The sequence below is a fragment of the Planktothricoides raciborskii GIHE-MW2 genome, assembly GCF_040564635.1.
Lineage (GTDB): Bacteria > Cyanobacteriota > Cyanobacteriia > Cyanobacteriales > Laspinemataceae > Planktothricoides > Planktothricoides raciborskii.
The window spans coordinates 6,063,758-6,077,703 of record NZ_CP159837.1; the positions used below are offsets into that span (position 1 = coordinate 6,063,758).

At 42.6% G+C, this 13,946-nt stretch carries 16 protein-coding genes; 7 read left to right on the plus strand and 9 right to left on the minus strand.

Features of this window, described 5'->3' with window-relative positions:
- Positions 1-11 precede the first annotated feature (11 nt).
- The 4 genes from ABWT76_RS25850 to ABWT76_RS25865 all read right to left on the minus strand — a co-directional run bounded on the left by ABWT76_RS25850 (position 12) and on the right by ABWT76_RS25865 (position 3,637).
- On the minus strand, positions 12-1,709 hold the full coding sequence (locus ABWT76_RS25850) for a dynamin family protein (protein ID WP_054464876.1): 1,698 nt from the start codon (positions 1,707-1,709) through the stop codon (positions 12-14).
- A 317-nt stretch (positions 1,710-2,026) separates the two neighbouring features.
- The gene (locus ABWT76_RS25855; protein ID WP_054464877.1) at positions 2,027-2,284 is read right to left on the minus strand and encodes a hypothetical protein; all 258 of its coding nucleotides are present in this window, start codon (positions 2,282-2,284) and stop codon (positions 2,027-2,029) included.
- Between the two features lie 60 nt (positions 2,285-2,344).
- Positions 2,345-3,145 carry an Rpn family recombination-promoting nuclease/putative transposase gene (locus ABWT76_RS25860; protein ID WP_054464878.1) on the minus strand — a complete coding sequence of 267 codons (801 nt, stop codon included), beginning with the start codon at positions 3,143-3,145 and terminating at the stop codon, positions 2,345-2,347.
- A 267-nt stretch (positions 3,146-3,412) separates the two neighbouring features.
- A complete protein-coding gene (locus ABWT76_RS25865; protein ID WP_054464879.1) occupies positions 3,413-3,637 on the minus strand; it encodes a DUF433 domain-containing protein in 225 nt (74 codons plus the stop codon).
- Positions 3,638-3,732: 95 nt separating this feature from the next.
- Here ABWT76_RS25865 and ABWT76_RS25870 point away from each other — a divergent pair, with 95 nt between their 5' ends.
- On the plus strand, positions 3,733-3,909 hold the full coding sequence (locus ABWT76_RS25870; protein ID WP_156331526.1) for a hypothetical protein: 177 nt from the start codon (positions 3,733-3,735) through the stop codon (positions 3,907-3,909).
- A 1,680-nt stretch (positions 3,910-5,589) separates the two neighbouring features.
- Here ABWT76_RS25870 and ABWT76_RS25875 read toward each other — a convergent pair.
- Together ABWT76_RS25875 and sufR are read right to left on the minus strand one after the other, a co-directional pair.
- Positions 5,590-5,847, minus strand: a complete 258-nt coding sequence (locus ABWT76_RS25875) for a hypothetical protein (RefSeq protein ID WP_054464880.1) — start codon at positions 5,845-5,847, stop codon at positions 5,590-5,592.
- Positions 5,848-5,976: 129 nt separating this feature from the next.
- On the minus strand, positions 5,977-6,636 hold the full coding sequence (gene sufR / locus ABWT76_RS25880) for an iron-sulfur cluster biosynthesis transcriptional regulator SufR (protein WP_354635180.1): 660 nt from the start codon (positions 6,634-6,636) through the stop codon (positions 5,977-5,979).
- A gap of 199 nt (positions 6,637-6,835) precedes the next feature.
- On the opposite strand from sufR, the gene ABWT76_RS25885 reads away from it, so the two are divergent.
- The 4 genes from ABWT76_RS25885 (at position 6,836) to sufD (ending at position 11,058) form a co-directional block, all read left to right on the plus strand.
- Entirely contained in the window at positions 6,836-7,198 is a 363-nt protein-coding gene (locus tag ABWT76_RS25885) for a ferredoxin-thioredoxin reductase catalytic domain-containing protein (protein WP_354636441.1), read from the plus strand.
- 138 nt (positions 7,199-7,336) lie between these two features.
- Positions 7,337-8,776, plus strand: a complete 1,440-nt coding sequence (gene sufB, locus ABWT76_RS25890) for a Fe-S cluster assembly protein SufB (RefSeq protein WP_054464882.1) — start codon at positions 7,337-7,339, stop codon at positions 8,774-8,776.
- 141 nt (positions 8,777-8,917) lie between these two features.
- Positions 8,918-9,706 carry a Fe-S cluster assembly ATPase SufC gene (gene sufC, locus ABWT76_RS25895; RefSeq protein ID WP_054464908.1) on the plus strand — a complete coding sequence of 263 codons (789 nt, stop codon included), beginning with the start codon at positions 8,918-8,920 and terminating at the stop codon, positions 9,704-9,706.
- The gene (gene sufD / locus ABWT76_RS25900) at positions 9,706-11,058 is read left to right on the plus strand and encodes a Fe-S cluster assembly protein SufD (protein ID WP_354635181.1); all 1,353 of its coding nucleotides are present in this window, start codon (positions 9,706-9,708) and stop codon (positions 11,056-11,058) included. Before sufC ends, sufD begins: the two co-directional genes overlap by 1 nt.
- Here the strand turns inward: sufD and ABWT76_RS25905 are convergent.
- Complete coding sequence (locus ABWT76_RS25905; protein ID WP_354635182.1) at positions 11,055-11,204, minus strand: hypothetical protein; 150 nt, start codon at positions 11,202-11,204, stop codon at positions 11,055-11,057. The genes sufD and ABWT76_RS25905 overlap by 4 nt on opposite strands.
- 190 nt (positions 11,205-11,394) lie before the next feature.
- Between ABWT76_RS25905 and ABWT76_RS25910 the strand changes: the two genes are divergently transcribed.
- Positions 11,395-12,666: a SufS family cysteine desulfurase gene (locus tag ABWT76_RS25910; protein ID WP_354635183.1), complete on the plus strand. Its 1,272-nt coding sequence runs from the start codon at positions 11,395-11,397 to the stop codon at positions 12,664-12,666.
- A 160-nt stretch (positions 12,667-12,826) separates the two neighbouring features.
- Positions 12,827-13,051 (plus strand): hypothetical protein, encoded by a 225-nt coding sequence (locus tag ABWT76_RS25915; RefSeq protein WP_190877185.1) that lies wholly within the window; start codon positions 12,827-12,829, stop codon positions 13,049-13,051.
- Between the two features lie 233 nt (positions 13,052-13,284).
- Here the strand turns inward: ABWT76_RS25915 and ABWT76_RS25920 are convergent, their stop codons facing one another.
- Positions 13,285-13,686, minus strand: a complete 402-nt coding sequence (locus tag ABWT76_RS25920; protein ID WP_190877187.1) for a PIN domain-containing protein — start codon at positions 13,684-13,686, stop codon at positions 13,285-13,287.
- Positions 13,683-13,916, minus strand: a complete 234-nt coding sequence (locus ABWT76_RS25925) for an antitoxin (RefSeq protein WP_054464885.1) — start codon at positions 13,914-13,916, stop codon at positions 13,683-13,685. Before ABWT76_RS25925 ends, ABWT76_RS25920 begins: the two co-directional genes overlap by 4 nt.
- Positions 13,917-13,946: the final 30 nt, after the last annotated feature.

A 13,946-nucleotide genomic window follows, 5' to 3' on the forward strand; every position in this document is an offset into this window, starting at 1 on the left:
TCATATTTGTCTTATAACTTTAATTCTATTTTAGAGCCTATGTATATGAAAAAAAATTGTGATAATTCTTCAATTCTTATCGGCCAAAAAGCCAATAATTTTTTCCTAACGTTTTTCGCTTCTAAATTAAGCTGCTTTTGCAAAAAACTAATTTGGTTTTTATAAACAGAATTGCAACGACTATAAATCAGCGGTTCAGCTTCTTGTGCAATCTCTACCATTTTTGCTCTAGATGAGCTTGCTTCCTCAAATCCATACAATGAATTTCGTGTTCGTGGGGCAATATAAGAACTATACCAATCTGGGCTATAATATGATGTGTACCAACGACCACCTTTCTCTCTTTCCATTTCTTCAATTTCTGACTCTATACTTGATTTTGCTGAATCACAGAAACTATCTATCTGCTGATTAAGCGCATCAAATAAAGCCTCTTTATGGCTTTGTAAAATATCCCGAAGCTGTTTATATTGATTAGAAATAAATTCTATCTTTTCCATCCATTCAGTTATTTTGGCTTTCTGGGACTGGATATAGTTTTTTCTTATATTAGACTGGTTGATCAGGATTTTTTGAGTATCTTCTACCTTGATGTCTAGAATTAATAAAACTTTAACAAGAAGATTATAGCCAGAATTCTGAAGAATACTTTTAATCGCCGTTTCTTCAAGATTAGAAATACCACTATCTATTAAAGCTGATGGCGCAATCTCTGACAATGGCGGTGTGTAAGAGCCACCGGAGGCATCAACTCTACTGTAAGTCTGACCAATAATTTTTCTAAATTCTTTATGATGACTTTCAGTCGCTATCCCTTTTAAAATGAGTTTAGCCAGCAGTCCTTGTTTAGCACTAGCAGGATAAATAATTGGTTCAGAAAAGCGAAAATCATTCATCAATGTTTGTTTCAAGTCCATGATCACATCCTCGATTTTACGAGAATGCTCCTCTTTCATATCTACCTTATTCAGAATAAAGAAAACCTTATGCCAGCTTTTTAATAAGAAATCTTGACGGTTTTTTCCTATTTCCCTGAACAATTCAGCTACTTCATTCGTCTTGTAATTGTTGTAATCTAAGATAAACAAAATTACATCACTGTTGTGTAATGCTTCCAGAGAAGCTTGCTTGAGTGGAGTTGTGTCAAATTTTGAAGACTTCCACTCGTTAGAACCAGGCGTGTCAACTAAAGTAAAACCAGCCAGAAAGGGAATGGTACTAGCAACTTCGATAGGATGTTCTAGTTCAAAGCGAAGAGTGTGATAGGGGTTGTTTTTTTGTCGAATCTCGCGGGTATATTCTAAAAACTTATGTCGAATTTTCTGGGCATCCCCTTGTGCAATGACAATTGGTTGCTGTTGCCCCTGCCGATACTCCAAAAGTCGAGGAACTTGTCCGACTGGAATGTGTCGGATATCGGTACGGCAGACAGTACAAGATTCTGTGTCAGTTGCCAGTATATCCTCGCCAATAACAGCATTTAGAAAGGTACTTTTACCTACACGCTGAACCGAAATTGCTGCTGCTTGATACTTTTGAGCCTGTAAATCAGCTAAAGTTTGACTGATATCTGTCTCAACTTTCCTTAACTCACTGGCGGCATCGCCTTCGAGCCACCGACTTGCTCTAATCTCTCGCAAATACTGCAAAAGTTTTGTCGCCTTAGTGTAAAGGTCAGTATGTGTTTTAGCAAAGTCTTGAGAAGGCATACGGCGATTTTCTGGGTTAGAACTAAATCGTTAGTTGAATTTTAACACAAATTTGTCAAGTAAGCTGCCTCGAAACAAGATAAATACTAATTGAGGAATCAGTTTTTCTCCAGCCCCCTAATACCTGCCATCGCATTGTCGGAGGTTTGGACTAAGGGCCTGTGGGTGGCGGTTGTGAAACCATTTCTGCCTCGCAAACTTGCAGAAACTCCAAGTCCAGTAAATCCGAGTTTTACTCTAAAATATCTACTTCTTCACCCCTAGTAAAATTCAGCAGTTATTGAATCATATTTCGATTTATACCTCGATTAATTTTGTTAAGCTTCCGCTATATTTGCTTCTACTTCAGCTACAGACACATCTAAAAATGTAGCAATTTCTTCTGTAGCTAATCCCCGATTAAACATTCTGAGAATTGCAGCTTTTTCTCGCTGTTTAGCTTTTTGTAACTCAGCCTGTGCTTCAGCTTGTACCTCAGCCTGAATCTCTTGGTAAACTCTGGTTTTATTTAAGTCACTCAGGTTAAACATGGCGGCAATTTCCTCTCTGGATTTTTGGGGTAACTTGTAAACCATGACATTTTCTAGATATGTGTAGGTTGAGTTGATAAACCCAACCTACAATTTATCACTCGATTAATTTTGTTCAGATTCCGCGATAGTCGCTTCTACTTCAGCTACAGACAAATCTAAAAATGTAGCAATTTCTTCTGTAGCTAATCCCCGATTAAACATTCTGAGGATTGCAGCTTTTTCTCGCTGTTTAGCTTCAGCTTGTACCTCAGCCTGAATCTCTTGGTAAACTCTGGTTTTCTTTAAGTCACTCAGGTTAAACATAGCGGCAATTTCCTCTCTGGATTTTTGGGGTAACTTGTAAAAAACGATGGTTTCTAGTAATTCGATAAACCTCTCGCTGACCGCGATATTTGGTATTTCTGTGCGAACTTGTTCAGCTAAATTTATAGCTAAATCTGCGGCTGTATCTTCTGGTTCAACGATCAGTTTAAGTAATTTTATCGGTAGGGGTGCGGTTGCTGTCGTACTCAGTTCATCGATGTAAATACGGGTGATGTTAGGAAGTGCCAGGATTGACTGAAAGTGGATGTTATTTTCTCTTTCAGTTTGGCGATTTGGGTATATTATTACCAATTGCCAAGGATGCTGCGGTTGGTATTGTCTGAGATAAATAAATAGTTCGGCAAATAAACGATAGTACAAGTTTGGATCTGGTTGAAATTGCACCTCCACAATGTAGAATGGTAGTTGAGAATCTGGGATAATTGGCAGAAATAAACCATCTAGACGAAAGGCTAATTGTTTCACTTCTTGCGAAGTAAATTGGTATTGATTGGTAGCCTCGTCTGGTATGCCCAGGAGAGCGAAGAAAACAAAGGGAAATTGTTGGAATATATTGTAAAATAGGCTATCGGTTTTCATGGATTAGATTAAATTTTTCATAATGTTATGTCCGGTTGATTAATTTTTGTCTGCTACTCCCTCGCCCGCTTGCAGAAACGCTAAATCCAGCAATTCCGAGTTTGGCTGTAAAATCTCTGGTTGCTCACCGCTAGAACAATTCAGCAGTTATTGAAGTTGAAATTTTGCTGGAGCAATTTACTTTGTGGCTGACTCTTCTACAGAGGTGGTTTCCTAAATCTATGTCCATCTGGTTCTACCACTACAAATGCACCAGTAAGTTCTTAATTAAGCTGACACTAGGTGAATGTCCTCAGCCGCCACAAGTGCGATCGCATATCTTAGGCAAGCACGAATATCCTCAGTTTGCCAGTCAGGGTAGTAATCCTGAATAATCGCCTCAAAGGAAAGTCCTTCATTAAGCAATTCCAAAACACTTTGCACGGTAATGCGCGTACCAGAGATGCAAGGTTTGCCAAAGTGAATGTGAGGAGCCACTGAGATTCTGTCCATATCGCCACAAAAATCTAGAGTCTGTTTCCTCTATTCTAGGTTACGCAGGCGGAAAAGCTGGGGCTAAAGTTGCGGTTGGTGACGTAGGAAAAAATATGGCGCGGAAACTGAAAGCACGTTTAGCTGATTCGATCGCAGCCGCTAATGTGACAGAGCTTCAGGCAGGTCGCCCCCATCCTTTAAAGGGCGATCGCGCCATTCGATCCGATGAAGCGGAATCGCGCCGGACAATTTGCTCTGGATCTGGTGCATCCACAGCGTTTAGTATTTGAACTAGCCCATGAACCAATTCCTCATCTAGAGGATGGTGGCATCGACTGAAGTGCAAGGAAATCGTAGCGATCGCCCCTATTTATACCTCTTTCTATTCCGCTTCTTGGAAGCCAAAAAAACAGCACAAAAAAACAGCACCCAGCCTTTACTAGCTGAGTGACTGCCTCTTTTTAATGGATATAATCTGGAGTTGCTTTTGCCGCTTTGGGCTAATTTGCAGGGCTCCCTTTTTCCTAGAGGAGGAAGTATCAGACTTCAAGTTGGGCACTGTTTTTGGTTGACGAGACAGATGAAAAGTTAAACAGCGTGTTTTACCTCTTTTCTATTACAAACATGGACATCGCGCTGTGCTATCTGCCAGGGAAGCTCATCAATTAGCTTCAATATTTAATCTAGCACTTTTTTGATAAATTACCAGCAATTGCAAGTAAACTTTACACTCTAATGAGTGAACACTTTAATTTATCAGTTATTAGTTAAGGCAAAGGGGTGTGGGGCCGCCATCGGTGTGGGGCTGCCATCGGTGTAGGGTGTAGGGTGTAGGGTGTGGGGTGTTGGGAGCGGAGGGGCAGAGGAGCGGAGGGGCAGAGGAGCGGAGGGGCAGAGGGGAGAGTGAATAGTGAATAGTGAATAGTGAATAGTGATAATTCTTTTCACTTTTAACTTTTCACTTTTAACTTTTAACTTTTCACTTTCCCCAACCAACAACCAACAACCAACAATCAACAAACAACAAAACCCAGCATCCTTAGATGTCCTCACTTCCTTTTCCGTCGGAGCTACAGCGGATATACAGATACCTACCAGTTTTCTCTGCATAATTTCCGCGTTACCAATCTAGGAAGCATCAGACCAGATGCTGGGTTCTGTTTTCGGTGGACGAGACAGATTTGTAGTGAAACAGCGTGGTTTACCTCTCAACTAACATGGACATCGCGCTGAAGTATCTGTCAGGGAAGCTTACTTCATAGCTTCAATTTATAATGTAGCACCTTTTTTTTGAATGGCAAGAAATTGCAACTAAACTTTACATTTTGCCGAAATTATCTTTTGAGGGACTAATTAATTTCCGCAACCTTGAATCCATGAAAAAATCCCAAACAAAAACAGCACCCAGCCTTTACTCACTCAGTGACTTCCTACCATTTTTTGAGCATATCTGGAGTCGAATCTTGAGCATTCTCAAGCACGGTGCTCCCAGTTCACAAAAATAGGAAGTTTGAGACTTCAAGTTGGGTGCTGTTTGGACTTGACGAGACAGACGATAGTTTAAACAGCGTCGTTTTACCTCTTTGACGAAACTACTTGTAACTTGGCGCTGATGTATCTGCCAGGGAAGCTAAACTTGCTTCAATTTTTACTTTAAGCACTTTGGGATAAAATTACAAGCATTTGACACCAAAGTTAACTGTTTTGGTAGTATTGACTCCTATCATTATTAAGTTAAGTAAATAATTAAGTAAATCTTAAATATTTAATCCGTTTAACTGGGAGGATTTCTGGGGCGAATCAGCAATAATTCCTACTGATATAAATCAGTCGATCGCTGGGGAATTGTGCGATCGCCCCCAAAAAAACTGGCAAAAATTCGCCCGATCGCCCTTGGTCAAAAGAGAGCGATCGCGAATTCAAAGCATAAATACTAAATCCGATCGGGATTAACGGGTAAATTCAGCCCGTTACCACTTCAAAAACGCCGCCTCAACCCCTTGTTCCCGGCGAATCTTACCATCCTGTTCAAACCAAGCAATCACCTGCTGGGGGGTCAAATCCTCCATCGCCACCCCAGTATCTTGGGCAATATGTTTCAACAGCTTTAAAGAAGAAATCGTCAACCGGGTTAAAAACTTCTCATGGGATGCCAGCAAAGCCCCATCCACCGCGCTAGACTCTTCCGGGGTTAAAAATTGTGGGCTAGATTGTGATTCAGGTATCATAGTAATATTTCGTAATATTTCATATTTACAACATAAAATATAACCGTTTAAGCGGTTAATTATTCTAAAAATTATGCTTGATTATGCTTAAAAGATTCCCGCCCTTGGGATGCGGGGAAAATCCCATTCTTAATCCAACTCACGAGGCTTAACTAAATAGCCACAGCGATGCTCACCATTAATCATCCAAAAAGTCCGTTCTACCACACAGTCTGGCAAAACACTAGCAAACATTTCTAATTCATGATCGCAAACCCTAGGGAAAGACTCCGCTACATTAGAAATCGCGCAATTATGTTCCGTAATCAGAAAGCGATCGCCCTTGCTGGTCCCATTCTGTTCCACCGGATGCCACTCCGCCATATAGCCCTCGATTTTACGCAGTTCTACCAAAGCCGCCACCCGCTTTTCTAGGGTGCCCCCCCCCAGGCGATCGCGATAATCAATCGCTTTGCGTTCCCACTGCTTCTGCAAAATCAAGCTCACCTGTTCGGGACCCACAGTTTCCGCCAGAGCATCCAGCAGGGAAACCGCAAACTCATCATAACGATGGGGAAAGCGATCGCGCCCTTTCTCGGTCAACTGGTAAAGATACTGCGGGCGCCCCATTCGCTCCTGAATCAACTCATGGGAAATCAAGTGATTCGCCTCTAAATCCTTCAGATGGCGTCGAATCGCTTGGGGACTAATATTTAACTGCTCTGCCAACTCTTGCGCCGTTGCTTGACCCTGCTTTCTTAAAAATTGCAGGATATCATCTTTGGTGGATTGCTGCTGACTGGGTGTCATCCTCTTACCTGTTCTCGCTGACCAAAATGTGCAATAAAAAAAATCTCGCGGGAACTTTGACAACAGTAATGTTGCTAAAGTACCCTAAAATAAAAGTTAAGCAACAAGGCTGTTGTTTAATCTCATTATATATATACAGATGAACCACCGTGGACAACAACGTCCGCCAACCAAAAAAGCTCTTTATACCAGTCAGCGAATGAACCAAAGTACACAAAATTTACCAGCTACAGACAAAAACCTAGAAGCCATGCGGCAATTTGCCGAACAATACGCCAAACGCACCGGCACCTACTTCTGTGCCGATCTCGGCGTCACCGCTGTAGTCATCGAAGGCTTGGCCAAACACAAAGAAGACCTAGGGTCGCCCCTATGTCCTTGTCGCCATTACGAAGACAAAGCAGCGGAAGCGAAAGCCGCTTACTGGAACTGCCCTTGCGTCCCCATGAGGGAACGGAAAGAATGTCACTGTATGTTGTTTTTAACTCCCGACAATGATTTTGCCGGGGATCGACAACAAATTACCTTTGAGCAAATTCGGGCCACCACCAATCCAGCTTAAAATCACCTTAGATCAATCATCATGGTTTGATGATTTCATCATCATCAGCCCTTGGTCATCATAAATACCCAATTAAGCAGTAATCTTAAGCTGGTAAAGCCGATCTACCACCTTCTAGACAAAGAGAACACACACACAATGAGCGCCTCAGTAAAAACCCTAGTCAACCAACCCTACAAATATGGGTTCGTGACGAACATCGAATCTGACACTTTGCCACCGGGACTCAGCGAAGACGTAGTTCGCCTGATCTCCGCCAAAAAAAATGAGCCGGAGTTCATGCTGGAATTTCGCCTCAAAGCTTACCGGAAATGGCTGACCATGCAGGAACCAGCCTGGGCTCATGTCAACTATCCGCCCATCAACTATCAAGACATTATTTACTACTCTGCCCCCAAACAGAAAAAAGAAAAGCTCAACAGCTTAGATGACGTAGATCCAGCTTTACTAGAAACCTTTGAAAAACTGGGCATCCCCCTTTCCGAGCAAAAACGCCTCAGCAATGTGGCCGTCGATGCCGTATTTGACAGTGTTTCCATTGCCACCACCTTTCGGGAAAAACTGGCCAAAGAAGGGGTGATCTTCTGCTCAATTTCTGAAGCAGTCCACGAATACCCCGAACTGATCGAAAAATATCTCGGTAGCGTCGTCCCCGTAAGCGATAACTTCTACGCCGCCCTCAACTCCGCCGTATTCAGCGACGGGTCTTTTGTGTACATTCCCAAAGGGGTCAAATGCCCGATGGAATTGTCCACCTACTTCAGAATTAATAATGGTGATTCGGGGCAGTTTGAGCGCACCTTAATTATTGCCGATGAAGGCAGCCAAGTTTCCTACTTAGAAGGTTGCACCGCCCCCATGTTCGACACCAACCAACTCCACGCTGCCGTAGTGGAATTGGTCGCCCTGGACAATGCAGACATTAAATATTCCACCGTGCAAAACTGGTATGCCGGAGATGAAAACGGCAAAGGCGGAATTTACAATTTCGTCACCAAACGCGGACTTTGCCAAGGGGTAAATTCTAAGATTTCTTGGACTCAAGTCGAAACAGGTTCGGCAATTACTTGGAAATATCCCAGTTGCGTGCTCGTGGGCGATAATTCCGTGGGCGAATTTTACTCCGTAGCCCTGACCAATAACTGTCAGCAAGCGGACACCGGCACCAAAATGGTACATATCGGCAAAAACACTCGCAGCACCATTATTTCTAAAGGTATTTCGGCGGGTAAATCCAAAAATAGCTATCGCGGTTTGGTGAAAATTGGACCGGGGGCAGAAGGAGCACGAAATTATTCTCAGTGTGATTCTATGCTGATTGGGGATAATGCTCAAGCGAATACTTTCCCCTATATTCAAGTGCAAAATCCGGGGGCAAAAGTAGAACATGAAGCTTCTACTTCTAAGATTGGGGAAGACCAACTTTTCTACTTAGCCCAGCGGGGTATTTCCGCTGAGGATGCTGTCAGCATGATGATTAGCGGTTTCTGCAAAGATGTGTTTAATCAATTGCCGATGGAATTTGCCGTAGAAGCCGATCGCCTCTTAAGTCTGAAGTTAGAAGGATCGGTGGGTTAAGCTGGCTTAGACCGAGAAACCGGGTTTCTTCCCTTGCTTTCTGGGGAAATCTTTTTCTCAAAGAAACCCGGTTTCTGGTTAATTGTGCGGGTTCATCAAAGAACCAAAAAATATGTTCCAGGAAATCAAATCAAACAAATTATGATTATTGAAAATAGTGAAGTAATTCTGTCAATTAGAAATCTGACCGCTAATGTGGATGGGCAGAAAATTCTCAAAGGAGTCAATCTAGAAATTAAAGCCGGTGAAATCCACGCCATTATGGGTAAAAATGGCTCTGGTAAAAGTACCTTATCCAAGGTATTAGCCGGACATCCCGCTTATGAAGTCACCGGCGGTGAGGTGATTTTTCAAGGAAAAAATTTACTGGAATTAGACCCAGAAGAACGGGCTTGTTCTGGGCTATTTTTAGCTTTTCAATATCCCGTAGAAATTCCTGGAGTCAGTAATCTGGACTTTTTGAAAGCTTCTTGTAATGCCCGTCGGAAATATCAAGGATTGGCAGAATTAGATGCATTTGATTTTGAAGATGTGATTGCGGAAAAGCTGGAAGTTGTGCAAATGAATCCCGCTTTCCTCAAACGGAGCGTGAATCAAGGGTTTTCTGGTGGGGAGAAAAAGCGCAATGAAATTGTGCAAATGGCTATCTTAGAACCTAGTCTGGCAATTTTAGATGAAACCGATTCGGGTTTAGATATTGATGCTTTGAAAATTGTCGCTAATGGGGTAAATCAACTGGCTAATGCTGAGAACGCAATGTTAGTAATTACCCACTATCAGCGCTTATTAGATTATATTGTGCCGGATTATGTTCATGTGATGGAAGCAGGACGAATTATTACCAGTGGCGGTAAGGAATTAGCCCTGGAATTAGAAAGTCGCGGCTATGACTGGATCGGTGAAGAATTGACCGCTAAGGTAGGGGTGTAATGACTATGCAAATTGCGACTAAATCAGAAATTTCGGCGATCGCTCGCTTGCTTTCGGAAGCAATCAATGGCGCAACCCCAACCGATGCTTGGTTACAGCAATTGCGGGATAATGCAGCGGCTGTGGTGCGGGAGTTGGGAATGCCGACGACACGAGATGAGAATTGGCGGTTTACCAACCTGGCACCCTTGGCAGCAGTGCCGTTTCAAAGGGCGGCGGCTTTTGAGTTGCCCCTGGGAACCCTTGGCAATTTAATTGACAATATTAAGATATTGTCTAAAGTCGATCGGCGATTGGTGTTTGTCAATGGCCGCTATTCCCAAGAATTAAGTGCGGTTGCGGGTTTACCTCAAGGATTATTTATCGGCAATTTGGCACAATTACCGGCTGAGTTGCGCGATCGCCTACCGGAATATTTAGCCAACCAGGAAGGGACACAGGAAGTTTTCACCGCCCTGAACACTGCGGGATTAAATGATGCGGCTGTAATTTGGCTGGGTAAAAATGTGGCCGTAGAAACGCCCATTCATCTGCTATTTATTTCGGTGACAAGGGAAACTCCGGCTTTAATTCAACCCCGGACTTTGGTGGTTGCGGAACCGGGCAGTGCTGCCACCGTAATTGAAGAATATATAGTAGCCGATCGCGAATGGTGTGCCACGGCGGAAACTCAGCCCTATTTTACCAATACGGTCACGGAAATTTATCTGGGGCAAAATGCGGAAGTGAACCATACCCGCATCCAACGAGAAGCAGCGAATAGTTTCCATATTGGCAAGAGTGCGATCGCCCAAGCCAAAGATAGCCGCTATTCCTGCATTGAAGTCAACACCGGCAGTAAAATTTCTCGGCATAACCTAGAAATTTATCAAAAAGGCGAAGGCACCCAAACCACCCTCAACGGTTTAACCGTCATTGGTGGGGAACAACTAGCGGATACTCACAGCAACGTAGTCCTGAACCATCCTCATGGGATGGTTGCCCAACTACAAAAATGTATCGTAGAAGATCGCGCCCATAGCGTGTTTAACGGTCGGGTCTTTGTTGCCAAAGCTGCCCAACTGACTGATGCCAGCCAACTGAATCGGAACTTAATCCTATCGCGCAAAGGTCGGGTAGACACCAAACCGCAACTAGAAATTATTGCCGATGATGTCAAATGCACCCACGGCGCTACGGTCAGCCAGTTAGAAGCCGAAGAAATGTTCTATTTGCAAAGTCGCGGCTTAGATCCAGTCACCAGTCGCAACTTATTAATTGACGGTTTTGCCGGGGAAATCTTGGAAAAATTGCCCGTACCTTCTCTGGCAAACCGGCTATCTCGTTGTCTTGCCTGTCTAACCAGTCATTAATTGCCATTAGAGGCGAACCATGACCGCAGAAACCGGGTTTCTTTAAGAAACCCGGTTTCTTGGAAAAATCGACAACATTTAATCTCGAATGTTTCGCTATTAGGGTGGGCAATGCCCACCCTACTGTTAATTAAAGCGGTTTTCATATTAATCAACCACAAATATCCGTAAGATTGTCATAGTTATGAAGTCCAAAAAAAACCTGTCATTCCCGCGCAGGCGGGAATCCAGAAAACCTCTGTAATTCGGACAATAACCGCTATATTTGGTCTATTCTATAGAAAACCGCGCTCCGAAGCCCTGGTAATTAATTTTATTTCCTCTCCCCCAAATACCATGATTGCTATTCAAGAAAAAAGCCTAGCCGAAGAATTTCAAAAATTGCGTAGTGACTTCCCTATTTTGCTAGAAGAAGTTAACGGCAAACCCTTAGTTTATCTGGATAATGCCGCTACGTCCCAAAAGCCCGTTCAGGTGCTCAAAGCTTTGGAAGAATATTATTACCATAGTAATGCCAATGTTCACCGAGGCGTTCATACTTTAAGTTCGCGGGCAACGGATGCTTATGAAGGGGCTAGAGAAAAAGTGGCTAAATTTATTAATGCCGCTTCTTCTCAAGAAATTGTCTATACCCGTAATGCCAGTGAAGCGATTAATTTAGTGGCCTACAGTTGGGGATTAGGGACTTTACAGCCCGGAGATGAAATTATCCTCACGGTGATGGAACACCACAGTAATTTAGTGCCTTGGCAAATTATTGCCCAACGGACCGGGGCGGTGTTGAAATTTGTGGAACTCACGGAAACCCAAGAGTTCAATATGGAACAGTTTAAAACCCTGCTTTCCGAGAAAACTAAGTTAGTCGGGGTGGTTCATGTTTCTAATACTTTGGGTTGTATTAATCCGGTGAAAGAAATTGCCGCTTTAGCCCATGAATATGGGGCAAAAGTATTAGTAGATGGTTGCCAAAGTACGCCGCACATGGCGATTGATGTGCAGGATATTGATTGCGATTGGTTTGTGGCTTCTGGCCATAAGATGTGTGCGGCGACGGGGATTGGTTTTCTCTATGGTAAGTTAGCGGTTTTGCGGGCAATGCCACCATTTTTGGGCGGTGGGGAGATGATTGCCGATGTGTATTTAGACCATTCTACTTATGCGGATTTACCCCATAAGTTTGAGGCAGGAACTCCAGCGATCGCTGAGGCAGTTTCTCTGGGGGCAGCAGTGGATTATCTAAGTGCGATCGGTATGGATAAAATTGCCGATTATGAGCATGAATTGACCGCTTATTTGTTTGAGCAATTAAACCAAATTCCCGACCTTAAATTATATGGCCCACAACCAAAAGCAGACGGGTCTGGTCGTGCTAGTTTAGCCTCTTTTACCTGTGGGGCAGTTCATCCCCATGATTTATCTACTATTTTAGATCAAGCGGGGGTGGCGATTCGCGCCGGACACCATTGCACTCAACCTTTACACCGAGTAATTCATGCTCAGTCTACCGCACGGGCTAGTTTATATTTTTATAATACTCGTGCAGAAATTGATGTGTTTATTGCGGCTTTGAAAGAGGCGATCGAATTTTTTGGCAGTATTTTTGGTTAAAAGATACCCCCAACCCCCTGAAAAAGGGGGGCTTTTTTTATTGATATTATCTTTTCTCGGTGATTCTCTGTGTCTCTGTGGTTTATGGATTGTTTTTTTACCACAAAGACACAAAGATCCACAAAGGAATTATTCTTATTTCAGAAGCAGAACAATAAAAATGAAAATAATGGTAGGGACACGGCATTGCCTTGTCCTTTCACCCCAAGAAACAGAAACAGAAATTATGAGCGATCGCTCTCAAAAAATCAGCGATCGCGAATTGTGGCTATGGCAAAACCCGTCAGCCTTAAATTCAGTATTACGCGGAATTGAACAAGCGGCTGCTGGTGAAGTTCACGACTTGGGTTCTTTTGCAGAATATGCTGATTTGGAGATAGAATAATCGTGAATTTTCAGACGTAAATTTTGCGGTTTCTCAACTTTCAGAAGTGTTTTTCTGTGTTTCTGTGGTTTATTCATTATTTTTTTTTACCACAGAGACACAAAGATCCACAAAGAAATTATTCTTATTTTAGAAGCAGAACAATAAAAATGAAAATAATTGTAGGGACACGGCAATGCCGTGTCCTTTTCCCCCAAGAAACAGAAACAGAAACAGAAATTATGAGCGATCGATTATTCTGCCCAATTTTCTAAGCGCAAATTAGGAATCCGTGAAAATTCCTTAACATTATTCGTTACTAAAATTAGGTCTAGACTAATCGCATGGGCAGCAATCAGCATATCCATAGCGCCAATAACTAAGCCTTTTCGTTCAAGTTCCGCCCTGACATCTCCATAAATATTGGATGCTTTTTCATCAAATTTTACAATTTCCAAGGTAATGAGAAATTGATTAAGTGCTATTCGATTTTTATCGCTTTGTTGACTTTTCGCGATTCCATATTCTAATTCTGCCAGCGTAATCGATGAAATTCCTACATCAGAGGGATTTAATCTCTGAAATTTCTCCAGTACCTTAGCGGGTTTCTGTTTAATAATGTATATACAAATATTCGTATCTAATAAAAACTTCACTCAAAAATATCCTCTCTGGTTTCCAGCTTCGGTTGTTCTCTAGTTTCCATGAAATCTTCAGAAAATAGACTTAAACTGTCAAATAACGGCTGCCAAGGATTATTCTTGGGAATCACCACTAATGCGGTGCCAACTTTTTTAATATAAACTTCATCCCCTTCGAGATGAAATTCATCGGGCAATATGAGACTCTGGGTATTGCCATTTTGGACAATTTTAGCAAGATTCATCGTTGCCTCCTTGTTAAATATATAATCAGT